The sequence below is a fragment of the Pontibacter populi genome (genome assembly GCF_040278685.1).
GTDB classification, from domain to species: Bacteria; Bacteroidota; Bacteroidia; order Cytophagales; family Hymenobacteraceae; genus Pontibacter; species Pontibacter populi.
The window spans coordinates 89,639-113,851 of sequence record NZ_JBEOKT010000005.1; the positions used below are offsets into that span (position 1 = coordinate 89,639).

Sequence of the window (24,213 nt, forward strand, 5' to 3'; positions counted from 1 at the left end):
CCGCTGCCAACACAGCGGGCTTTTTTTGTGTCATTCATCCAAGCGAACTCCCTTCACTAAATATTTACCCTATCCTATACTTATAACATCCTATAACAACTATATTTACAGTATTCTGGATATCTATAGTTTGATAAAATATGGCCCGTGAGGTTTGGCTTACGCTGTTTAGCAGAGCAGCAGCATTTATAGTTTGTTTTTTTATAGTTGGAGCCTTTTCCCAGGTGTTTGCTCAGAAAGAAAGTAACATCTGGTATTTCGGGAACGGTGCTGGCCTTGATTTTAACAGTGGTGCCCCAACAGTGCTGACAGATGGCGGCTTCGATGCTTCTGAGGGTACCGCATCTGTGGCCGATGCCTCAGGCAAGCTCCTGTTTTATTCGGATGGCACCGCCGTCTGGAACAAGGAACATCAGATCATGAGCAATGGGGCTAACCTGGCCGGAAACGCAAACTCTGCACAATCGTGTATTATTGTCAAAAACCCGGGAAAGCAACACATATACTACCTGTTTACAACTGGCGCTAACGGAAGCGGAGGCCTGGCATACTCTACTATAGACATGAGCAGGAATAATGGCTTAGGAGAAGTAATAGAGAAAAATACATATCTGCATACACCTGTTGCTGAAAAGCTAACTGCAGTACAACACAGAAACAAACGCGACACCTGGGTAGTAGTGGAAGAACATGGCTCCAGCACATTTCTGAGCTTTTTGGTTGACGAAGCGGGCGTTGATGTAACTGTTAAGGCAGTAAGTTCAAGTTTTTCAAGCGACATTTATCCGCCGGCAAATGTGCCCGTAAATGCCATAGGGTGTATGAAGATATCGCCGGATGGCTATATGTTAGCGGTAGCCAACCGTCGCACTAACACAACGCGGTTGTTTAAATTCGATAATGCTACCGGTACACTGGGCCTGTTCTCTACCCCGACTTTTTCGGGAGCTGTAACCTTAAGCCTTGGCAGCGGACCTTATGGCGTAGAATTCTCTCCGGACAACTCCAAACTATACGTTTCTACAGACCAGGGCACCAGGATCTATCAGTATGACCTTAACCTTAACAACCCCGCCTCTATAGATGCCACCGGCGTACTGATAGGAGAAGCAAACCTCGACCGGACGATCAGGTATATTGGTGGTAGTTTACAGCTAGCCCCAGATGGTAAGATTTACCTTGCAAAACCATACAGCGCGCACATGGGTGTAATTAAAGACCCCAACAATGCCGGTATTGCGTGTAACTACGATGACAAGGGTCTGTACCTGTCAGGAAGAAGAAATGGTATGGGTTTACCGGCTTTTGTACAAAGCAATTTTGCCTATCCTTCCGATGTGAAATTTACGATCAGGTGTTTTGGTGAGGCCAGTACTTTCACGTTTGATGCCGCTCCCTGGGATAAACCCACCTTTATGCAATGGAACTTCGGCGACCCGGCATCCGGAAACAACAACACAGCCGGCAGCTTAAGCGCCAACCATAATTTCAGCGCACCCGGCGAGTACACCGTTACCTTTACACGTCACATTGCCAACAGAGAAGAGACCTATACTATAACTATAGTTATTCAGGCACCGGCTGTAGTTAACCTTGGCCCTGACCGCAATGTTTGCCCCGGCACCGAAGTAACCCTGGATGCAACTACCACCGGAGCTACTTATAAATGGAGCAATGGCAGCACATCGCCAACTATAACCACTACCACACCGGGCAATTACTGGGTTGATGTTACAGTTGGCCCCTGCACTACCCGCGACGAAGTAAAGATATCGAACTATAGTTTGCCAACTGTAAACTTGGGTGCTGACCGCGAACTATGCGAAGGCCAGACTATAGAACTGAATGCCTTTAACCAGGGAGCAACTTACCTGTGGCAGGATGGCTCTACCAACCCGACATTTACAGTTACAAAGGCCGGTAAATACACCGTAGAAGTTACAAGTGCGGAAGGCTGCAAAACTACAGATGAGATAACTATAGTTTACAACGCATTGCCTGTAATAAACCTTGGCCCCGACCGCGACATTTGTGCCAACACAACTATAACCCTGGACGCTACCCAACCCGGCATGACCTACGAATGGAGTACCGGCGCCACTACGCCAACTATAACTATAGCAGATGCCGGCGAATACTGGGTAACGCTTACCAATAGCAAAGGCTGCAGCGCCGCCGATGCTATCCGGATAAAACACCTGCCAATACCTATAGTTAACCTGGGCCCTAACGAAACACTTTGTACCGGCGACACCAAACTGCTGGATGCTACTTACCCTAACTCCACTTACCTGTGGCAGGATGGCTCCACTAACCCGACATTTTTAGTATCAGAACCAGGTAAGTATTGGGTAGATGTTACCAATGAGTTAGGCTGCGTAGTGCGCGATGAGATATGGCTACCTTACCTTACAAGACCAGCTATAAATTTAGGCAACGATACCACCCTTTGCTACGGCGATACCCTTATAGTTGGCAGGGAACTGCCTGGCGGCATTCGGTACGAATGGCAGGATGGCAGCACTGAGGCAACGTTTGCTATTACTAAGCCCGGCACCTACAAACTAAAAGCCTACAACCAGCACTGCGAAGCCACCGATGAGATAACCGTTAAGTTTAAAGACTGCATTGGCGGCCTGTTCATCCCTAACATCATCACTCCAAATGGGGATAGCAAAAACGATGTGTTTTACATACATGGCCTGACGGAGGACGATTGGGAGCTAGTTATGTTTAACCGCTGGGGCAAAGAGATATACCGTACACGCAACTATAAAAACGATTGGGCACCGCAGGCTGCCAACACAGGCATGTTCTATTATTTGCTTCAGCACCCTGTAACAGGTCGTACTTATAAAGGCTGGCTGGAGGTAATGCAATAGGTATCATCCCCTGCTTACCTGCCGCCGTATACTTTTAGTACGAACTATAGACGGATACACCTGACCCTATAGTTCAGCTTATAGTTACTGCCATATACCTTACTCAATGCCATGATGCTACACGACCCGGAACAGGAAGAAATAAAAAAGCTGAAAAAGAAGCTGAAGGAGCAGGAGAAAAAGAATACCGAGATACGGAACCAGATGGCTATACAGCGTACTATTTTTGCCAACGAGCGCACACTTATGGCTTACCTCCGTACAGCTATCACTATTATTGCCGGTGGTATTGCCGCGATCAAGTTATCCGGGCACATTTATATGGAGATTGCCGGGGGAGGGCTTTTGTTTATTGGGGTCATACTGTCTGTTTATAGTTTATACCGCTATAAAATAAAACAGAACCTTATAGAACATCAGCGTAAAGATTTTGCAGAGACCAGCCACCACCACGCCAAAATACACGAAAAAGAAGCATCCCGCTACGGCAACACCGATTAAACTATAGCTACAGGAATGTTATCATTTGCTAAACCAATTGCCCTTGTTTTCTGTTAAGAAGGGTTGGAGTTTTACAGTCGTAAAGCGCCGGCATTTTTATACCTTTGCTATTTAAAATCAACGCATCCTGAATGGCTTTAGAACAAAAGCAAACTACAGATACCGGCGTAGCTTCAGCAGCCTTCTCGCATAACGGCGAAACGCAGCAGATTGAAGTATATGGCGCCCGCGAACATAATCTCAAAAACATATCTATAAAACTGCCGCGCTACAAGCTGGTTGTCTTTACGGGCATCAGTGGGTCAGGCAAATCGTCGCTGGCTTTCGATACTATTTACGCCGAAGGGCAGCGCCGCTACATGGAGACCTTCTCGGCCTATGCCCGCTCGTTTATGGGTGGCCTGGAGCGACCTGATGTAGACAAGATCGAAGGCCTGTCGCCGGTAATCTCTATCGAGCAGAAGACCACGAGCCGCAACCCGCGCTCCACGGTTGGCACCATCACCGAGATCTACGATTTTATGCGTTTGTTGTGGGCACGTACGGCCGAAGCGTTCAGTTATGTGACCGGTGAGAAAATGGTGCGCCAAAGCGACGACCAGATCGTGAACCACATCCTCGAGAATTTCGATGGCAAGCGTATAGTTGTGCTGGCGCCGGTAGTTAAAGGCCGTAAGGGACATTACCGTGAGCTTTTCCAGCAGATCCGCAAAATGGGCTTTATCCGGGCCCGCGTGGATGGCGAACTGATGGAGATAGCGCCCAAAATGCAGGTAGACCGCTATAAAATTCACGACATCGAGATTGTAATTGACAAGATCGTTGTAAAAGAAGAGGATCGTTTCCGTCTGTCAGGCTCCATCCAGAATGCGCTGACACATGGCAAAGGCACCGTGCTTATATTAGATGCCGATGCTGATAAAACCCACTTCTTCTCGCGTCATTTAATGGACCCGGCTACCGGTATCGCTTACGACGACCCGGCTCCAAACTCCTTCTCGTTCAACTCGCCTTACGGTGCCTGTCCGGTTTGTAATGGCCTAGGCGAGATACAGGAAATCACAGAAGAATCGGTTATCCCTGATAAAAGCCTGAGTATTCGTCGTGGTGGTATTGCGCCACTGGGTGAGTACCGCGATATCTGGATCTTTAAGCAGATCGAAGCCCTGTTTAAGCACTTTAAAGTTTCGGTCTCTATTCCGCTTAAGGACTTACCTGAAGATGTGATGAAGGTGTTGCTTTATGGCCTGGACGAAGACTTGGAAGTAAATACCAAGAAAGGCAACTATGTGGTGGAGTTCGAAGGTATCATCAACTTCCTGAAAGGCCAGATGGAGTCTGATTCAGATAACATCCGTTCGTGGGTAGAAGATTTTACGCAAACCAATACCTGCCCGGAGTGTAACGGATATAGATTGAAAAAAGAGTCGCTGCACTTTAAGATAGCTGGCAAAAACATTGGTGAGCTTTCGGTGCTGGATATAAATAAACTGGCTGCCTGGTTCGAGGGTCTGGAAGAACGTATGACCGAGCGCCAGAATGTAATTGCCAAAGAACTGCTGAAAGAGATCCGGAAGCGTATCGGCTTTTTGCTGGATGTAGGCCTGGATTACCTCAGTCTGCACCGCCCGGTTAAAACACTTTCCGGTGGCGAAAGCCAGCGAATTCGTTTGGCTACCCAGATCGGTACGCAGCTGGTGGGTGTGCTTTACATTATGGATGAGCCAAGTATAGGCTTGCACCAACGCGACAACGAACGCCTGATAAATGCCCTGAAAGACCTGCGCGACCTGGGTAACTCTATTATAGTGGTGGAGCACGACAAGGACATGATCATGCAGGCGGATTACGTGGTGGATATCGGCCCGGGAGCAGGTATACACGGCGGACAGGTAGTTACAGCTGGCACCCCGGAAGAAATGATGAACGCCGGCACCACTACAGCCGACTTCCTGAGCAACCGCCGCGGCATTGCTGTACCGCGCACCAAGCGCCCGGGCAATGGCGAAACATTAAAACTGATCGGAGCTACAGGCCACAACCTGAAAAACGTAACACTGGAACTGCCTTTGGGTAAGATGATCTGTGTAACCGGTGTTTCAGGTTCTGGTAAATCATCTCTTATACACGATACCCTGTATCCTATACTTAACACCCATTTCTTCCGGGCGAAGCGCGAGCCGCTGCCTTATAAAAAGATAGAAGGGCTGGATAAGATAGACAAGGTTATTGAAGTGGATCAGTCGCCGATCGGGCGTACCCCGCGCTCTAACCCTGCTACTTACACGGGCGTGTTTACCGATATCAGAAGTTTATTCGCACAACTGCCGGAAGCTAAGATCAGGGGATATTCTCCGGGCCGTTTCTCGTTTAACGTAAAAGGCGGCCGTTGCGAGGCCTGCGAAGGTGCCGGAATGCGAACGATAGAAATGAACTTCCTGCCGGATGTGTATGTACCCTGCGAAGTATGCAAAGGAAAACGCTACAACCGCGAAACCCTGGAAGTTCGCTTTAAAGGAAAAAGCATTACCGATGTGCTGGACATGACCGTGGAGCAGGCCGTAGATTTCTTCGAGAGCCAGCCGCGCATCCTGCGCAAGATCCAGACATTGAACGAAGTTGGTTTAGGTTACATTACACTGGGGCAACAGGCTACTACCCTATCCGGTGGCGAGGCACAACGTGTGAAACTGGCAACGGAGTTATCTAAAAAAGATACCGGCCAGACGCTTTATATCCTGGATGAGCCAACGACCGGATTACACTTCCAGGACATTGAGCACTTATCAGAAGTATTGCATAAACTGACCAACAAGGGCAACACCGTTCTTATTATCGAGCATAACCTGGATCTGATCAAGATCGCAGACTGGATCATCGATATTGGTCCGGAAGGTGGTGAAGGCGGTGGAACTATAGTTGCGAAAGGTACCCCGGAAGAAGTGGCCAAAGTAAAGAAAGGCTATACTTCGAAATTCCTGAAAGAGGAACTGGCTACCAGCCATTACCGAGAAGACGGACAGGAACAGCAATAGTTAGCAATCTACAAAAACTGGTTTGTCTGCTAAACTATAGCGCGGCCAGAGTCCGCTGGCAACTCACACTCGCGGGACGCGAGCGAGGGCAATTAACTAAAAAGCCGCAGCTATAGTTTATAGTTGCGGCTTTTTAGTTTACTGTATCTTGTTTTCCAGTGCTTCGGCCTGCTCCAAGTGTTGCCTTATCAGTGGCAGTTGCCGCGAGGCGTATTGTTTCACCTCCATCGATACACCATGCTCCGCCATATCTTCGTAGCGGTCCAGGAGCTTATCGTGCAAATGTCTTACTTCCCTGATGTAAGCCAGGTCAAAAGCAATACCTTCTTTATTAGCTACTTCGTCATAGATATCCTGATGGGCATTTCCTAAAGTTTGCGGTAGCACCAGGTTTGCCCGGGCACTAAGGTTCTGCAGTTCTGTAAGCATTTGCTGGTGTTCTCCCTGCATCTGTTGTGCTATCTGTTTTACTTCTGGGCTTACACCACGGGTTAAAGCTTCTTCGCTAAGCTGCAGGTACAACATGTCGGCACTGGCTGCTTCGGCCACGAAAATGGCATCGTTCTCCATATCTTTAACACCGGCCTGTTCCAGTTGGGCTACGCTTTGCTCGGCGGCGGCTTTTATACTGTCGTTGGAGTTACAGCTTACTTGCGTAAAGAGCAACACCCCAGACAGCAGACAATAGGATAAATATTTTTTCATAGTTCTTTAATTAAACAAAAAGCATCTGTTAAGTATAGTTACTTACAGATGCTTCTATATGTTTTAAAGATTTAAGCCGGATCTCACTATTTCTTTTTATCCAGCATATCATTTATCTGTTTGGCACGTTCGTGATGCTTACGCAGAGTAGTAAGTGTTTTGCTGGCAAATGCCTTTGCTTCCGGGTCCTGCAGTTCGTTCACAGCTTCTTCAAACTCTTTCACATCCTCCTCGTGGTCTTCTACCATCAGGTCCATGTAAGCATTATCGAAGTCGGCTCCGGTCTTATCACGCAATTCAGTAATGTGGTCCATGTGGTCCTTGCTCATGCTATCCGGTAACACAATACTTTTAGTGCCTGCCAGTACTTTCAATTCGTCGTTAGCTTTGGTATGGTCTGTTACCATCATCTGGGCAAAGCTTTTTACATCGGCGTGCTGTGCTTTTTCCTGGGCCATTTTACCAAGCTCCACTTCCATCATGCCGCCGCTGGCTGCCTCGGTCATAAACTCCGAAAGGTCGTCCATCGTTTCCTCTACCGAAGTGTCCTCAAAGGTTTGTTCGTTCGCCTCCTGCGCTTCCTCTACAGGTTCCTGCTTCTGGTTACAGCTAAAGCCAAAAAGCAAAGCACAGGCTATCAATGTTGTTGATGTTAATTTTTTCATAGTTTTATAGTTTGTATAGTAGTAGAACAACGCGTTACAACATATTTTATACGCCCTGATAGTCATCAAGTTATAACGTAAGGGCATGTTATAAACCAGTGCTATGGCAGCTTTGGCTAATGCCGGTTATTTTTGCGTAAAGATTATCATTACTTTACTGTTTACTTTTATAGTTACAGGCTTAAACTATAGTTGGCCTCTTAACCCGATCTCTATGAAGAAGAATTTACACACGCTGATTAAAGCCTGTTTACTTTTGGTTTGCATCTTATCGCTTAATGCTGCCACAGCACAACGGGGCCAGGAGCCAGACCCGGACTCAAAAGATGTGAAAGAGATAGATAAAGCGCATGACCGCATCATAAAGTTTCATCCGTTGCAGCTTGGCGAGATATACCTGTCCTTAGAGAAGTTGCGCACAGAGCGGATAGCCAACGAGTATGGGATAGGGTACATCTATAAAAGTTATCTAAAAGACGGCACAGAGGATTGGGAAGACTTTGAGGCGAAAGATGTGCTGGGCGTTGCCGTACACATGAGCCAGCGCCACTATACCTCTAAAAAGAAAGATGCTCCTTTTGGTTTTTTTCATGGGCCGGTGTTCGGCTATCGCTTCCTGCTGTTCGATAAAGATGTTTTTGAATTGCCTGAGCAAGACCCAACTTCGCCCAACTACCGTTATGTAGGCCGTTTGTACCAGCACTCGTTAGACCTCAGCTACCAGATCGGGTATCAGTATTTGGTAGGCAGGCATTTTACACTGGAGCTTGCCGGTGCCTTAGGTGGCCGCGTAAAATATGCCAAAGCCAGCAGCGCTAAAGAACTTTTGCCCGAGCATATTATAGGCTACGAGATCATCAGCGACGAAAGCTCTTACATTGCAGCTACCCCGCTTGGTAAGCTTAAATTCTCGGTAGGGTATGCCTTCTGATACATCTACAATATTTTTTTAATATAGCGTTAAACTATTATTGTAATTTACACTCTAACAGGCGTATACCCTAACCCGAACCCAAAATGAAAAAGCAGCTATTAAAAAGTTTACCGCTACTGGCAATGGCCGGATTGTTAGTTTTTTCCGGTTGCCAGAAAGATGCAGATGATGCGCAGGCAATGGATACCGAAACTGTGGAAGCCGAAACGCTGGCTGAAATGGAGTTCAGTGCGACGGATGCGTATGTAGAAGACGCTAGCAACGACGACGCGCTAATGAACGGACGTACTGTTGCAACAGCAGAGAGATTACCGGCATGTGTTACCCGTACCTTTAACACCGAAACCCGCACCCTTACGATCGATTTTGGTAGCACCAACTGCGTTTGCCGCGACGGTAAAAGCAGGCGAGGCAAAATCATAGCTACTTTTGATGGCCAGCGCCATACAGCAGGCTCCAGCGTAACTATAACCTTGCAGGATTACTATGTAAACGACATGCATGTTACAGGAACTAAAGTAAAGACCTATGTAAATGCTAATAAAATGAACGTAGTGGTAAGGGATGCCAGCATCGAAACAGAGAAAGGGAAAGTAGAATGGAGCGCTATTCGCGTTGTAGAGCAGATTGCCGGCACCGATACCCGCCTGATAGCTGATGATGTATACCAGATAACAGGTAGATCGGCTGGCGTGAACCGAAGAAATGTAAAATTTAATACCGTAATTGAGCAGCCTCTGAAACTGGTATTGGCAGAAACCTGTGTTCGTAACTTTGTAGCGGGCCTGGTACGCACTACCACCGAAAACGGCCACACGTTACTCTTAAACTACGACCCTATTGGCGGCGAACCCTGCGACAAGATCGCGGACCTAACTATAAATGGCCGTACTAAAAGAATTGAACTGCGTTAAGCAACTATAAACTATAAAAAAGGCCTGCTACTCTACATAGCAGGCCTTTTTTATAGTTTATATAGTACTTACTTTGATAACTTGTTCAGCACGCTATACGACAGCAACTTTCCGTTTTTGTAAGACTCTGACCGAACCATCCCTACGCCCGGCACAAAATATTCCACCGTCTGAATGCGTGTTGCCGGCATGCTCATGCCCATCGCTTTGGTTTGCATCTCCATCTCCTGGTTTATTTTGTAAGCATTATACGCGCCTGCCGGTACATTTATATTTTCCTTATCGCCAACTATACGCTCTGTAATATTCATAACGATAGACGTAAGAGCCTGCCCGCTTTGTTTGTCCAGTACATCAATGGTAAAGGTGCCGTCTTCCAGCTTCTGTCCGGCTGTTAACGTCGAGGGGTAATTTATCTGGTCGCCGTGCATTTTCACATCCATGTCTTTGTAAGCAGCTAACATCCCCGGATTCATCATGGAGCGCATATCGATCAGGATACTTCCGTTCTGGCAGGTAACGGTATAGTCGCCTTCGGTGGCAAGCTTTCCTTTCTCGTCGTAGATCTTACTATGGATGTTTGCTTCGGTTTTGGTAGGGCTGCTGTTAACAGAGGTAACTTTGTAATGTACCCTGCCCGTTAGCTTATCCTTTTTATCATAGTTAATAAGCTCGTACTCCGCATTGTTGTTCAACATATAATACCCTGAACACTCCTGTGCAAGTACCCGCACCGGCACCGAAACTATAGTTGCTACCGTCAGCAGCATCAAAAAGTAAAAGACCTTATTTTTCATTCTTATAAAGAGTTGGTTAAAGGATCACAGAGAAACGATTTAACGCCTTGCTGGTCAATGCATAAAGGCATAAAAGCCGCCAGACTATATTTACGGATATAACTTGTAAAGGGCTTTGGAGCAATCATAAAAAAAGCCGGAGCATAACCCCGGCATCTTATATTGCTTAAACTATAGTTTATAGTTATGCCCCTTTAAATTGTGGTTTGCGCTTTTCATTAAAGGCAGTTACACCTTCTTTATAATCAGCAGAGTTACCGGCAATTTTCTGGCAATACGCTTCGTAATCCAACATCTCATCCAACGACGAGTTAAACGACTTATTCAGCATTTTCTTCATCAGGCCAATGGCTTTGGTAGGCGCCACCGCATAACGCGCAGCCAGATCTGCTACGGCAGCATCCAGTTCTTCAGGAGCTACCACTTTGTTTACCATGCCCAATTGCAATGCTTCTTCCGCAGATACCTTAGAGCCTAATGTACTCAACTCAAATGCTTTTAAAGAACCCACTACACGCGGAAGGAAGAACGATGAACCAGAATCCAGTACCAGGCCTACATTCACAAATACTTCGATCATACTGGCTGCTGTAGATGCCACCACCATATCACAAGCCAGCGCCAACGAACACCCTGCTCCAGCGGCCACGCCATTCAGTTTACAGATGATCGGCTTTGGTAAATTGCGCATGGCTCTGATGATCGGGTTATATCGTTTCTCCAACGACTCTGACAAGTCACGTTTGCTGGCACTGGCAATTGCTTTCAGATCCTGCCCTGAGCAGAACGCTTTGCCGGCACCGGTTAATACCACCACGCGCACATTGTCATCTCGGGTTACCTGTTTCAGGGCATCCTGCAGATCGTAGCTTTGCTGGTCGTTAAAAGCGTTAAATACATCCGGTCGGTTAAGCGTAATAGTTGCCACACCATCCTGCACATCATATAGTAAGCACTCGTAAGTCATAGTCTGTAAGGTTTGTTTTGTAGTTATTCAAAGGTAATGGATATGGGGGTAAGTGCAAAGTGTATGGTGTTGTGTGTTGATTGTCATTTCGACCATCGGGAGAAATCCGGATTCTATAGTTTCTCTATTGTCATCCCGAGCGGTAGCCGAGGGATCTTATTTGTCCTATAGTTTAATTGACCACAACTAGAACCAAGCTATCCTTTCAAATTACCTCTAATCCTGGGAGCTCTATAAACCTATAGTTTCAAACTAGCTTTGGTGCCCTCACGGCCGGGAGGCCCCGTCTTTGGGCATCGCGCTGTGCGAATCTCTTTTGCTCGTGCCTCGCAATGCCTGCGGCATCAGATATTCACAAGGCGCTCAACCCAAAGACTGTGATCTTTCTCATAGCAACTGCTAAATTATAGTTAGAACCGGTAAGCTTCGATATTTATCGTGGTCATAGTTCCGTAGGGACAGGTCGCGACCTGTCCGCTCGTGGACTGTAACTATAGAACTATAGTCTCAACTATAACTGTAGCAGAAATTCCCCTCTCGGGAGGGGCAGGGGTGGGTTAAAGACTTACACTATTCTTAGGAGAAGACCGGGAAGGGATCAAACAAACTACAGCACAAACATACCAGCAGTTAGCGCCAGTAACAAGCCTGCTCCAAAACCAGTGTATACTTCTGCGGGAGAATGTGCGTGTAGCGCTAAACGGGCTGATAAAACAGCACCAGTTAAAACTATACTCAGGGATATGGGCAACAGCATCGGCACGTCTGGCACCAGTTTACTCAGCAATAAAAGTAAGCCTAAAGCCCCTCCTATTCCTACACTATGCGCGCTCACTTTCCAGAACATCGAAATGCCATACGTTAGTAACACCGATGCCGTGATAATGACCATTATAAAGTAAAATATCTCATCAAAAGCGGGTTCGCGGTAGAGCAGGTAAGTGGTGATGCCATAACACACACTGGTAAATAACAGCGGCAAACGGCGTTGTTCGCGGCGCTCCATTTCCATAGAGTCCAGTTGGCCGGAGCGCACCATGGCATAGGCACCTAAGCCAGGTATAATAAACGTGGTAAAGAAGATCATACCCAGCACGATCCAGCGGCTTTGCATTGGAAGCGAAAGTGCGGGGGCAGGCAAGTAATAAAGTATAAAAGCAAACAGGTATGTTGGCAGCAACAGCGGGTGTAAAACAAAAGAGAGAGCTTTCGCGAGCGAACGATTCACGTTGGAGTTAGAAAGTTAAAAAGTTGAGAAGTTAGAAAGTTATAATTGTAGAGACGCAACTCGTTGCATCTTACACGTCAGTAAAACCAGCAATTTAACCATACAACCATTAAACAATTTAACCACCAACAATTATAGTTCTTTGCGAAGGCGGGCTACTGGTATGTTCAGCTGCTCGCGGTATTTGGCAACGGTACGGCGGGCAATGTTGTAGCCTTTCTCGTTCAGTATCTGCTCTATCTTTTCATCAGAAAGTGGCTTGCGCTTACTTTCTCCTTCAATAATTTCTTTCAGGATATGCTTTACTTCGCGGCTACTGGCATCTTCGCCGGAGTCGGTGGCTATACCCTCTGAGAAGAAATACTTGAGCGGATAAATACCAAACTCGGTCTGCACGGCTTTGCTGTTTGCAACACGGCTTACAGTACTAATGTCCATACCAATATCTTCGGCAATATCTTTCAGGATCATCGGTCGCAGTTCGCTTTCATCACCTTCCAGGAAGAAATTGTGCTGATACTTGATGATGGATTCCATCGTACGCAACAGCGTGTTCTGGCGCTGGCGAATGGCATCTATAAACCACTTGGCTGCATCCAGTTTCTGCTTTACAAACGTTACCGTCTCTTTAAGCTTCTTGTCCTTCTTGTCTGACTTATCATAGGCATCAAACATATCGGCATACGAGCGGCTGATGCGCAAATCCGGTGCGTTACGCGAGTTTAGAGAAAGCTCCAGCTGGCCGTTATTGTTGGTCAATATAAAATCCGGGATGATATACTGAATACGCGTCATGCCGGCTCCGGCACCACCTGGCTTTGGATTAAGCTTGGTAATTATATCTATAGCCTTCTTCAGCTCATCTTCCGACACGCTAAACTTAGACTGTATTTTCTGGTAGTGCTTTTTGGTAAACTCATCGAAGGCATCTTCTAAAATGCGCTCGGCAAGTATAATTGTTTCGTCCTGGTCGCGGCGGTGCAGTTGCAGCAACAAACACTCCGGCAAGTCACGGGCAGCAATACCGGCCGGGTCGAAGGTCTGGATCATGTGCAGCACTTCTTCAATTTCTTCTTCGCTGGCATCCACGTTCTGCGAGAAAGCCAGGTCGTTAGAAATAGCGCTCAGGTCGCGCCGGATGTAACCATCGTTATCTATACTTCCGATCAGCTGCATGCCAATAATATGCTGCTTGTCATCCAAATCCAGAAAACCAAGCTGATCCATCAACTGATCAGTAAGCGAAGAAGCAACAGCAATCGGCATTTCGCGGTCGTCTTCGTCTTCGCCGCCACGGTCGCCCTGCATTTTATAGCCGCTTATTTCGTCATCGTTCAGGTAATCGTTAATGTCTACATCGTCTTTGCCGTAGTCATCGTCGTTATCACCATATTCGTCAGAATCTGTGTCGCTATATTGGTCTTCAGGCTGTTCAGCACCTTCTTCCAGGGCTGGGTTTATTTCCAGCTCTTCTTTAATGCGCATCTCCAGCTCGGCCGTAGGTATCTGCAACAGCTTTATAAATTGTATCTGCTGCGGCGATAGCTTCTGCTGTAAAAGTTGTCTTAAGTCGAGACGCTGCATGGGTTAAGATTTGGTTATTATAACGGTTCCCCGTATTTCAAATTTAGAATAATTTTACTCGCATTATCAACAAAAGGTTGAAAATTCGTTTGTTTAGCACATTTTTTGTTAAGAACGTCCATCCTCACCTGCGTGTTTATCGCTTTTTATAGTTTCTGGCTTACCTTTGCAGGCTATCAACTATAAACTATGGGTTACCGGCCACAACATTTCCGGTCTTTCTTTATACCTTTATAGTTGGCTACTTTTAAATTACATAAACGCAACGTTACATGCAACGCACAAAAGTAAAAGACCTGCTAACGGGCGCCGAAGCGGGCAAAGATGTTCTGCTGAAAGGCTGGGTGCGCACCAAGCGCGGAAATAAGTATGTGAACTTTATTGCCGTTAACGACGGCTCTACTATAAATACGATACAGGTTGTAGCCGATGCCAATAATTTCAGCGAAGAAGCACTGAAAGACGTTACAACCGGCGCTGCCGTTTCTATTACCGGTGAGCTGGTAGCATCGCAGGGCAAAGGACAGGCATTTGAAATACAGGCTAAAACCATAGAAGTACTTGGCAAAGCTGACCCTGAAGCATATCCGTTACAAAAGAAAGCACACTCGCTGGAGTTTTTGCGTGAGATTGCACACCTGCGTTTCCGGACTAACACGTTTGGCGCTGTTTTCAGAGTGCGTAACTCGCTGGCATTTGCAGTGCACAAGTTCTTTAACGAAAAAGGCTTTGTTTACATGCACACGCCTATCATCACAGCTTCGGATGCAGAAGGTGCCGGCGAAATGTTCCGTGTGACTACGTTAGACCCGATCAATCCGCCTAAAACAGAAGACGGACAGGTAAACTACGCTGAAGACTTCTTTGGCAAGGCTACTAACCTTACGGTATCCGGTCAGTTGGAAGGCGAGCTGGCTGCCATGGCTTTCAGTGATATTTATACTTTCGGGCCTACGTTCCGTGCTGAAAACTCGAACACGACGCGCCACCTGGCAGAGTTCTGGATGATTGAGCCGGAGATGGCTTTCTACGACCTGAAAATGAACGCCGACCTGGCCGAAGAGTTTATCAAATACATCATTCGTTATGCACTGGAAAACAACCGTGAGGATATTGAGTTCCTGGGCCAGCGTTTAACAGAAGAAGATAAAGCCAAGCCACAGAACGAGCGCCAGGAAATGACCCTGCTGGAGAAGCTGGAGTTTGTGGTAAACAACGATTTTGAGCGTGTAACCTACACTGAGGCCATCGATATTCTATTAAACTCGAACCATTACAAGAAGAAGAAATTCCAGTATGAAGTTAGCTGGGGCATTGACTTGCAGAGTGAGCACGAGCGTTACCTGGTAGAGAAGCATTTCAAAAAACCGGTTATAGTTACCGATTACCCGAAAGATATCAAAGCGTTTTACATGCGCCTGAACGACGACGGCAAAACGGTAGCGGCTATGGATATACTTGCTCCGGGCATTGGTGAGATTGTAGGTGGTTCGCAGCGTGAAGAGCGTCTGGATATTCTGGTAGAGCGCATGAAAGGCGTTGGCATACACGAGGAAGACCTATGGTGGTACCTGGATACCCGCCGTTTCGGTGGCTGTCCGCATGCTGGTTTCGGTCTTGGCTTCGAGCGTATGGTGCAGTTCGTTACAGGCATGGGCAACATCCGCGACGTAATTCCTTTCCCAAGAACACCGCAGAACGCAGAGTTTTAAGTAAGATTTATACTTTACAGGAGAGCCTGACCATAACTGGTCGGGCTTTTTTGTGTACTATAACATAGCATATATGTTTTTGCTTATATTTGATACTCCGAATTTAATTATAAGCTATGACCAAACTTTACAAATTAGCACTGGCCGTGTTGCTGCCATTTACAGCTGTAGCTCAACAGGAAATATTAACAGTACCTATCAAGAGCTTTTCAGGAAAGATCTCAACTATAAAAGACATTTCTCCAGCCATTGACGATGCCGGAAACACATGCCTTTACCTGACGCAGTATAACCTCTTCACCAAATTTACTTCTACCTACTTCCTTTCACTTACACCAACTGGTCAGGTATTAGGCAAAACAAAGCTAAATTCTGATTTTATAGAGCAACAAGACTTCCTGGGATCACTTGACCAAGGGGAGAGTTTCCATTTTTACAAATATAGCAAGACTGACAGAGGTTATAAGATCATACAGCACAAGGTAAATAAGGCTACTGGCGAAAACACAATTCTCCCTGATCTGGAGCCTGAACTGCTGAAAGGGTGTAAGTTCGTTACCAGCTTTACAGAAGGCAACCAGGTATACATGCTTTTCTACAGTAAAAAAGAAAGTGCTCTGCAGGTACTTCAGCTAGATGCCAATAGCCAAAGCAATATTAAAACTATAGTTATAACTATAGATAATGGTCCGAGCAGGTTTCTCCGCTACTCTGATGTAGAATTTATGAATGAGAAGTCGGCTAAAACAGTTTATGCAGCCCACCACCAAAAGAAACTTTACAAGCAAGGAGACAAGCTATACTTTGTTTTTGACGCCTTTATGCTTGGGAATACCAAGTTTACTACAACCGATATCTTAGAACTCGACCTTACTAACAGCACATCAAAGCTTACCAAGTTACCCGAGATGCCTTACAAAACCGGGCTAAACTTTAATTCATACTTATTTAAAGACCAGTTATTCAGGGTGCAGGTAAGTAGCAAAGAACTTATACTTGATGTATATGAACTCCCTACGCTAAAACAGCTGAAAAACTATAGTTACGGCAAAGATGATCAGTTAACGTTAAAATCCACACCGGTATTAAAACGTGGCGCTGCTACCATCTATGATTCGGATTATAAGGTACTGGAGAAGACTAGCGAAGTGTTACGCAAAATGGATAAAGGTACACCGGCTATTACCGTTGAAGAGACTGGAACAAACACACTGCAATTAACGATTGGTTCTTATGTAGCACCTACGCCTTCTGGTGGCTATGGCGGCGGTATGGGCATGCCAATGGGCGGTGGCACCATATCCACACCAGGCGGGTCAGTAACGTTACCCTCCACCCGTATGGCTATGGCAAGCCCGGGCTTTTATAGCCAGGGAAGCGGCGTAAGCACTTATTTTAAGGCTTTCTTAAATGCAGCAACCTACACTAAAGTAGAACATACTACAGGCAGAACCTTACAGGACCAGGTTGATGATTATGAGATACATCTTCAAAAAGGAGATAAAAGAATAGGCTCAACAGCTACTTATAAAGCCAATGGGAATGCTTACTTTGTTTATGAGGACCTGGACGAAAAAGCCTTGAAGCTTGTAATGTTTTCAGCACCTGCCCAGTAATTCTAGAACCAATATATAAAATCACAACTATAAATTATCTCTAACTTAATACTTCTGGCTGGAAATTTGCTAGTTATACTTTAAAAACAGTATATTAAACTATGCATAGATTCATCCTAACCCTGCTCCTGTTTTTGGGATTTGCGCAAATGGCCAGTGCCCAGCGCGAGTTCGCAAACCTGGAGCTGCCACTTCGCCAGCCAGAAGACCTGGTTTCAGTGGCCGACGATAATGGGAATGTTTGCTTGTATTTTTATCAAAATAATAAGCTGCATTTCACCCTTGTATCCCCTACCGGAGAAGTTCGGGCCCAGCATGAGATTCCTTACCGCTGGAACCGCGACCCACAGGTGTTGGGCACACGCGTAACCGATACCGATTTTATATTTTACAGCCGCTACGAAAATGGCCGCCGCGATTATGTGCGACCTTTTGCCATTAACCGTAAGACTGGTGCTTTCAGAAGCTTGCAGGATGTAGAGCTTGACAAAGAGCGCAATACATATTTCGTAGGTGGTTTCGGCGACGATGAGCACTTTTATATGTTGTATACCGACCGGAAAGACCGCCTGCACTTATACCGCAGCAACGATTCGCAGGAAGGACTTGCCAAAATGGAGCGCCGGATATTTGAGCCTAACCTGCCCGAAACCCGCACCCGTGATGCACGCCTGATGGATCTGGTGTATGTGCACCCGGATATGGAGCAGACAGTAACAGCTGGTTACCATAGCGGCAAGATCTATAGTCGTGATGGCAATATTTACATGATCTTTGATGGACAGCCCCTTAAGGACCTGAACCGAAAAGAAGCGACAACCGAAATTCTGGCTTTGGACTGGGATACCGGAAAATCAACTTACCGTACGCTGCCCGCGTTGGAGCAGCGCAACGACCCGGCTTTTAACTCTTTCCTGTTCCGCGATACGCTTTTCAGGCTGCAACTCGACCGTGATAAGCTGAACTTAACTGCTTATAACTTCACTACCCTGGAGCCTGTAAAAACCTATACCTTCAGCGGCGACCAGGAAATAGCGATCAAGTCTACGCCAGTGTATCAGCGTGGTATGCGCGGCTTGTTTGCATCTGATGTAGATACCGTAAAGCAGACATCCAAAGTAATGAAGAAGTTGGCTGACGGCCTGCCTGCCATTACAGTAAATGCATTTACGGATAGCACCATACAGTTAACAATAGGCTCTTATGATCCGCCGGGAGAGCGCAATCCATCTCAGGATATGTCGCGAATGGTGCGCACCCCGGACCAGTACTACCGAACTTCGCGCGGACTGATGATGATACCCGGACGTTGGGTGCCGGCTTATAATATCCCAAGCTACTATCTTAATTCGCCGTACTATAGCCGCTACTTTTACGACCCGTATGGGCAGGGCGGTAGTCGTCCGTCAGGGCCTGGCATAAGCACTTATTTCAGGGCTGTGCTGGACGATAACACGTTGGCAAAAGCTGATAATGGGACAAACGAGCTGGTACAGGACAAGGTAGATAAGTTTGAGCAGGAGCTGAAGTCGGAGCCAGACTATAAAACGGTTTACCGCTATGGCAACAAACTGCACTACGGCTACTACGACCGCAAGACAAAAACTTTCCGGATAATGGAGTTTGCACCGGAGAGCTAAAGAAAAGAGAATACAAGCAAAAAGCGCTGCCCTTTTAGAGCAGCGCTTTTTTATGGTCTATCGTTTTCTTATTTCTGTTCCATCAGTTTCTGCACTTTGGCCTGCATAGCTGGGTCTTGTTTAAAGGCGACCATTATCTGCTCATACTTTTCTACGGTCATGCCGTCTTTTACAATTGCCTTTTCCAGGTCCTGCTCCATTGTTGGCTGCATTTCTATCATACGCTGCGCAGAACGGTTAAAAGCTGCGAATTCTTCGGGAGTTGCTTTTACTTCGTTCATTTTCTGCTGCTGATGCGCTTTTGCCATCTCACTGAATTTTTCTACGCTCAGTTTTTCCTCAGCTAAAATAGCAAGCATGGCTTTCTCGCCTTCCTGCTGCACCACTATGAGGCGGTTGTTGGCATCGGCGAACTGTTTAAGGTCTGCATCAGTGAAGCTAGTGGTGGGTGTGTTTTGTTCTGTTTTAGGCTGAACGGGTTGCGTCTGCTGCTTTTTCTGTGCAAAAGCTGAGTTGGTAACAGTGCCTGCCCCAACTATAAGTATAGCTACAGCAAACCCTTTCAGTTTATTATTGATCATGTTCATAAAATTCCCGGATTGGTTTTAAGAGTGGATAAATTGAAGCTGATTAGCAGCCATAAACCTATAGTATACTCTTTTAGTGGCGGTTTAGTTCTTAAATCGAGGCAACATGGGGAATCAAAGCTATAGTATAAAGCCCGAGATTAATACGGAAAAGGCTACCGAAACTATAAAATGGCCATAGTGTTAATCTAACTATAAACCCACAACTGAAGATGCTGATTTTATAGTTGGCTCTTTCAAAAACTGCTCCTTTTTCAGGTTCAGCCACTCCAGAGCGGTGCCGTTCAGCATGCGTTCTATAGTTGCCAGGTCGTAAGGCATCGATTCTATCAGTTTACCAGGCTCTAATTCGCCCAGCGGGAAGGGATAATCGGTTCCCAAGGCGATTTTTTCAGCACCTACCAGGTTCACCAGATACTCCAGCATTAATGGGTCATGCACCAACGAGTCGAAGTAGAATTTGCCTAAATAATCGCGTGGGTTCACATTGTTATCAATAGCGCAAAGGTCTGGCCTTACTTCAAAGCCATGGGCAATGCGGCCTATAGTTGACGGGAACGAACCACCACCGTGCGCAAACGCTACACGTAGTTTCGGCAGGCGCTCAAACACACCTCCGAATATCATCGAGCAGATAGCAACGGTAGTTTCTGCAGGCATACCTACCAGCCAGGGCATCCAGTATTTGCTTGTGCGGTCTTTGCCCAGCATGTCCCAGGGGTGCACAAAAATGGCGGCTCCTAAATCCTGGGCGGCTTCAAATATCGGGAAGAGCTCTGCAGCATCTAAATTCTGGCCGTTAATATTGGTTCCGATCTGTATGCCCGGCATGCCCAGTTCTTTTACGCACCGCTCCAGCTCTTTTATAGATAGCTCGGTGTCCTGCATCGGTAGCGTACCCAGGCCAATAAAGCGGTCCGGGTAATCGGCCACAATACCGGCAATATGGTCGTTCAGGAATTTGCTCAGGTCGTAGGTATGTTCGGGTTTGGCCCAGTAATTAAACATGACCGGCACAGTGCTCAGCACCTGCACCCCAACTTTATGCTGGCTGCACTCGTGCATGCGCACCTTTGGATCCCAGCAGTTGTCCTCTATCTCCCTGAAGAACTTGTCGTCCATCATCATGCGGGCGCAGCATGGCTTGTGATGCTCCAGGCGTATAAAGCCGCCATAACCGTAACGCTCGCGCAGGTTGGGCCAGGTAGCTGGCAAAATATGCGTGTGTATATCGATCTTCAGCAGACCGGAATCAGTTAGTACAGGATGTGTGGGCGTATGTATGTGCATGATGTAACAAGGGCGAAAATGCCGGTTTCAACTATACGGCACTGTCAGGCAATTCAACAATATAAGCATTTATACTATAAATACGCAGGCCCGGCTACAAAAGCTTCCCTGATTTTATAGTTGCGCAGCAGCTCTAACTATAAACTATAGCCACGGCAGCAAACCCAACTATAACGCAAAAGCAAACCGGCACAAATTAGTATATTCGCAGACCTTTACGAACTATAGCCGCGCTTGGTGGCACAAATTATAAACGATCTGCATTTACAATGAACTACCAGAATACCCTTGCCTTTGCGCAGGAGCAGGACAAGAACGACCCGTTACATCACTTCAGAGATAAATTTTACTTTCCGCAGGTAAACAAGCAGGATGCTATTTACTTCTGTGGCAACTCGCTTGGCTTGCAGCCTAAATCGGCACAGATGTACATCGATAACGAGATGTACAAATGGGCTAACCTGGCTGTGGAAGGGCATTTTAAAGGCGAGGAACCCTGGTTTAATTACCACGAACTGTTAGCTGCCGGTGCTGCGCGTGTAGTAGGTGCCAAAGAAAGCGAAGTCGTTATCATGAACCAACTGACGGTAAACCTGCACCTGATGCTGGTGTCGTTTTACAGACCGGAAGGCAAGCGTTTCAAGATCATCACCGAAGCAGGCGCTTTCCCTTCTGATCAATACGCTTTAGAAACACAGACCCGCTTTCATGGCTATAACCCCGACGAAGCTATAGTTGAGCTTTACCCGCGCGAAGGCGAGCACACCCTGCGCACCGAAGACATCCTGCAAAGTATAAAACAACATGCCGATGAACTGGCTTTGGTCATGATGGGTGGCATTAACTACTATACCGGGCAGGTGTTTGATATGGAAGCTATTACCAAAGCAGGCCACGAAGCAGGTGCTATAGTTGGTTTTGACCTCGCGCACGCAGCCGGGAACATACCTGTTAAGCTGCACGACTGGAATGTTGACTTTGCCGTTTGGTGTACTTATAAATACCTGAACTCGGGGCCGGGCGGTACGTCCGGTGTATTTGTGCATGAGCGCCACGGCAACAACCCGGACCTGCCGCGCTTTGCCGGCTGGTGGGGCCACGATGCCAGCTCTCGTTTCCAGATGAAGAAAGGTTTTATACCAATGCCCGGAGCGGCAGGCTGGCAGCTCAGCAACGGGCAGATATTGCCATTTGCCGTGCACCGTGCATCTCTGGAGTTGTTTGATGAGGCTGGCATGGAAAACCTGCGCGCCAAAAGCGAAAAACTGACCGGTTACCTGGAGTACCTGATCAATGATGTACATGTAGGCAAAGACGTGCTGGAGATGATTACCCCAACAGACCCGAAAGCCCGTGGCAGCCAGATATCTATTTTAGTAAAACAAAATGCCCGTGAGTTGTTTAATAAACTAATGGAGGCCGGCATTATAGTGGACTACCGTGAGCCAAACGTTATTCGTGTGGCTCCTACCCCGCTTTACAATAGCTTCGAGGAAGTGTATCGCTTCTCAGAAATATTGCATAAAACACTGGAAGTGCATCAGTAATCGCGTAAAGTTTTAACCACTGAAAGGCCTGTAGTATGTACTGCAGGCCTTTTTTGTGAGTAATTTTTCTGAAGCCCGAAACTTTGACTCGGTTTTAAGTATAAATAGCAACTATAGTTATCAACCCTGCGGATGAATTTATCGATAGAGAACATTTTGCTTGGTGCATCCATCCTGTTGCTGATAAGCATCTTGCTCAGCAGGAGCCTTGGTAAGTTTGGTATTCCGGCGCTGGTTCTGTTTCTGGGTGTTGGTATGCTGGCCGGCTCCGAAGGCATTGGCAACATTCATTTTAACGATCCGGGTTCGGCACAGTCGATGGGTACTGTCGCGCTTACCATCATCCTTTTTTCAGGCGGCCTGGATACGCGCTGGGAAACCACTAAGCCTATTCTCTGGCGGGGTGTGAGCTTATCAACTGTAGGGGTATTTATAACGGCTATGCTGCTGGGCGTATTTGTCTGGCTGATATCTGATTTTACACTGCTGGAAGGTTTATTGCTTGGTTCTATCGTTTCGTCTACTGATGCTGCGGCAGTGTTCTCAATCCTACGCTCCAAAAACATCGGCCTTAAACATAACCTGCGCCCCACACTCGAGCTGGAATCTGGTAGTAACGACCCGATGGCTTACTTCCTGACGGTAAGTTTAACTTTTATGGTGGTGAACGAGGGTGAGGCCAGTATCTGGAGTCTGGTGCCCATGTTTTTCCTGCAGATGAGTATTGGCGCTGTAATGGGCATTGCTATGGGCCGTATTATGGCCTGGGTCATCAACCGCATCACCTTGCAGCAGGAAGGACTTTATCCGGCGCTTTCGCTGGGCATGTTAATTTTTACTTATGCGTTCACTGCGGTTATTAATGGCAACGGTTTCCTGGCCGTGTACATTGCGGGCGTTATTCTGGGTAACCGTAACTTTATACACAAAGGCAGCTTAACCAAATTTTACGATGGCGTGGCCTGGCTCATGCAGATCCTGATGTTCTTAACGCTTGGGTTGCTGGTGTTTCCGTCGCAGATGATACCGGTGCTAGGTACTGGCATGCTGATCTCTGTTTTCCTGATTCTGGTGGCCCGCCCGATAAGCGTGTTTGTCAGTATGGTCCCTTTCCGGAGCACGTTTCGGGATAAGCTTTACATTTCGTGGGTAGGTTTGCGCGGTGCGGTACCTATTGTGTTTGCCACTTACCCCATGCTGGCCGGTGTAGGTAAATCAAACATGATCTTTAACATCGTATTCTTTATTGTACTCACGTCGGTTATGCTGCAGGGTACCACACTTGCCTTGGTGGCCAGGTGGCTCCGCTTATCGCGCAACGACAAATCTCCGAAGCGTTTTCAGTTGGGCGAGGAAATGGGCCTGGACATGAAAAATGCTCTCGTAGAATTGGATCTTACCAGCAACAGCACCGGCGTTGGCAAATCTATAGTTGAACTGCAGTTCCCGAAAACAGCCCTGATCGTGCTTATAAACCGGGGCGGCAAATATGTTACCCCAAATGGCGCCACCGTGCTCGAAGAAAACGACAAGCTGCTGGTCATGATCGATAATGACAGCGAACTGGAAAAAGTAAACCAGGCACTCGGCATTCCTGCATAAACTATAA

At 46.8% G+C, this 24,213-nt stretch carries 18 protein-coding genes; 10 read left to right on the top strand and 8 right to left on the bottom strand.

What is annotated here, in order from left to right:
• Positions 1-140 precede the first annotated feature (140 nt).
• From ABS362_RS06990 to uvrA, 3 genes are all read left to right on the top strand, one after another.
• A complete protein-coding gene (locus tag ABS362_RS06990; RefSeq protein ID WP_350411677.1) occupies positions 141-2,882 on the top strand; it encodes a T9SS type B sorting domain-containing protein in 2,742 nt (913 codons plus the stop codon).
• Positions 2,883-2,993: 111 nt separating this feature from the next.
• The gene (locus ABS362_RS06995; RefSeq protein WP_350411678.1) at positions 2,994-3,383 is read left to right on the top strand and encodes a YidH family protein; all 390 of its coding nucleotides are present in this window, start codon (positions 2,994-2,996) and stop codon (positions 3,381-3,383) included.
• Positions 3,384-3,514: 131 nt separating this feature from the next.
• Entirely contained in the window at positions 3,515-6,418 is a 2,904-nt protein-coding gene (gene uvrA / locus ABS362_RS07000; protein WP_350411679.1) for an excinuclease ABC subunit UvrA, read from the top strand.
• A gap of 138 nt (positions 6,419-6,556) precedes the next feature.
• Here the strand turns inward: uvrA and ABS362_RS07005 are convergent, their stop codons facing one another.
• Entirely contained in the window at positions 6,557-7,123 is a 567-nt protein-coding gene (locus ABS362_RS07005; RefSeq protein ID WP_350411680.1) for a DUF4142 domain-containing protein, read from the bottom strand.
• Positions 7,124-7,209: 86 nt separating this feature from the next.
• Positions 7,210-7,788, bottom strand: a complete 579-nt coding sequence (locus ABS362_RS07010; RefSeq protein WP_350411681.1) for a DUF4142 domain-containing protein — start codon at positions 7,786-7,788, stop codon at positions 7,210-7,212.
• Between the two features lie 103 nt (positions 7,789-7,891).
• On the opposite strand from ABS362_RS07010, the gene ABS362_RS07015 reads away from it, so the two are divergent.
• Both ABS362_RS07015 and ABS362_RS07020 read left to right on the top strand, forming a co-directional pair.
• Positions 7,892-8,719 carry an ABC transporter ATP-binding protein gene (locus ABS362_RS07015; protein WP_350411682.1) on the top strand — a complete coding sequence of 276 codons (828 nt, stop codon included), beginning with the start codon at positions 7,892-7,894 and terminating at the stop codon, positions 8,717-8,719.
• Positions 8,720-8,805: 86 nt separating this feature from the next.
• Complete coding sequence (locus ABS362_RS07020; RefSeq protein WP_350411683.1) at positions 8,806-9,636, top strand: hypothetical protein; 831 nt, start codon at positions 8,806-8,808, stop codon at positions 9,634-9,636.
• 68 nt (positions 9,637-9,704) lie between these two features.
• Here ABS362_RS07020 and ABS362_RS07025 read toward each other — a convergent pair whose 3' ends face one another.
• The 4 genes from ABS362_RS07025 to rpoN form a co-directional block, all read right to left on the bottom strand.
• Positions 9,705-10,433, bottom strand: coding sequence for a TapB family protein (locus ABS362_RS07025; RefSeq protein ID WP_350411685.1), 729 nt, complete (start codon positions 10,431-10,433; stop codon positions 9,705-9,707).
• Positions 10,434-10,617: 184 nt separating this feature from the next.
• On the bottom strand, positions 10,618-11,400 hold the full coding sequence (locus ABS362_RS07030; protein ID WP_350411686.1) for an enoyl-CoA hydratase-related protein: 783 nt from the start codon (positions 11,398-11,400) through the stop codon (positions 10,618-10,620).
• 607 nt (positions 11,401-12,007) lie between these two features.
• The gene (locus ABS362_RS07035) at positions 12,008-12,628 is read right to left on the bottom strand and encodes a hypothetical protein (protein WP_350411687.1); all 621 of its coding nucleotides are present in this window, start codon (positions 12,626-12,628) and stop codon (positions 12,008-12,010) included.
• A 132-nt stretch (positions 12,629-12,760) separates the two neighbouring features.
• On the bottom strand, positions 12,761-14,212 hold the full coding sequence (gene rpoN, locus ABS362_RS07040; RefSeq protein ID WP_350411688.1) for an RNA polymerase factor sigma-54: 1,452 nt from the start codon (positions 14,210-14,212) through the stop codon (positions 12,761-12,763).
• Between the two features lie 272 nt (positions 14,213-14,484).
• On the opposite strand from rpoN, the gene asnS reads away from it, so the two are divergent.
• From asnS to ABS362_RS07055, 3 genes are all read left to right on the top strand, one after another.
• The gene (gene asnS / locus ABS362_RS07045; RefSeq protein ID WP_350411690.1) at positions 14,485-15,924 is read left to right on the top strand and encodes an asparagine--tRNA ligase; all 1,440 of its coding nucleotides are present in this window, start codon (positions 14,485-14,487) and stop codon (positions 15,922-15,924) included.
• 116 nt (positions 15,925-16,040) lie between these two features.
• The gene (locus ABS362_RS07050; RefSeq protein ID WP_350411691.1) at positions 16,041-17,540 is read left to right on the top strand and encodes a hypothetical protein; all 1,500 of its coding nucleotides are present in this window, start codon (positions 16,041-16,043) and stop codon (positions 17,538-17,540) included.
• 101 nt (positions 17,541-17,641) lie between these two features.
• Positions 17,642-19,180, top strand: a complete 1,539-nt coding sequence (locus ABS362_RS07055) for a hypothetical protein (protein WP_350411692.1) — start codon at positions 17,642-17,644, stop codon at positions 19,178-19,180.
• Positions 19,181-19,248: 68 nt separating this feature from the next.
• Here the strand turns inward: ABS362_RS07055 and ABS362_RS07060 are convergent, their stop codons facing one another.
• Together ABS362_RS07060 and ABS362_RS07065 are read right to left on the bottom strand one after the other, a co-directional pair.
• Positions 19,249-19,767 (bottom strand): DUF4168 domain-containing protein, encoded by a 519-nt coding sequence (locus ABS362_RS07060; RefSeq protein WP_350411693.1) that lies wholly within the window; start codon positions 19,765-19,767, stop codon positions 19,249-19,251.
• A gap of 192 nt (positions 19,768-19,959) precedes the next feature.
• The gene (locus ABS362_RS07065; protein WP_350411694.1) at positions 19,960-21,057 is read right to left on the bottom strand and encodes an amidohydrolase family protein; all 1,098 of its coding nucleotides are present in this window, start codon (positions 21,055-21,057) and stop codon (positions 19,960-19,962) included.
• 269 nt (positions 21,058-21,326) lie between these two features.
• On the opposite strand from ABS362_RS07065, the gene kynU reads away from it, so the two are divergent.
• The gene (kynU, locus tag ABS362_RS07070) at positions 21,327-22,604 is read left to right on the top strand and encodes a kynureninase (protein ID WP_350411695.1); all 1,278 of its coding nucleotides are present in this window, start codon (positions 21,327-21,329) and stop codon (positions 22,602-22,604) included.
• A 132-nt stretch (positions 22,605-22,736) separates the two neighbouring features.
• A complete protein-coding gene (locus tag ABS362_RS07075; RefSeq protein WP_350411696.1) occupies positions 22,737-24,206 on the top strand; it encodes a potassium/proton antiporter in 1,470 nt (489 codons plus the stop codon).
• The last annotated feature ends 7 nt before the right edge of the window (positions 24,207-24,213 follow it).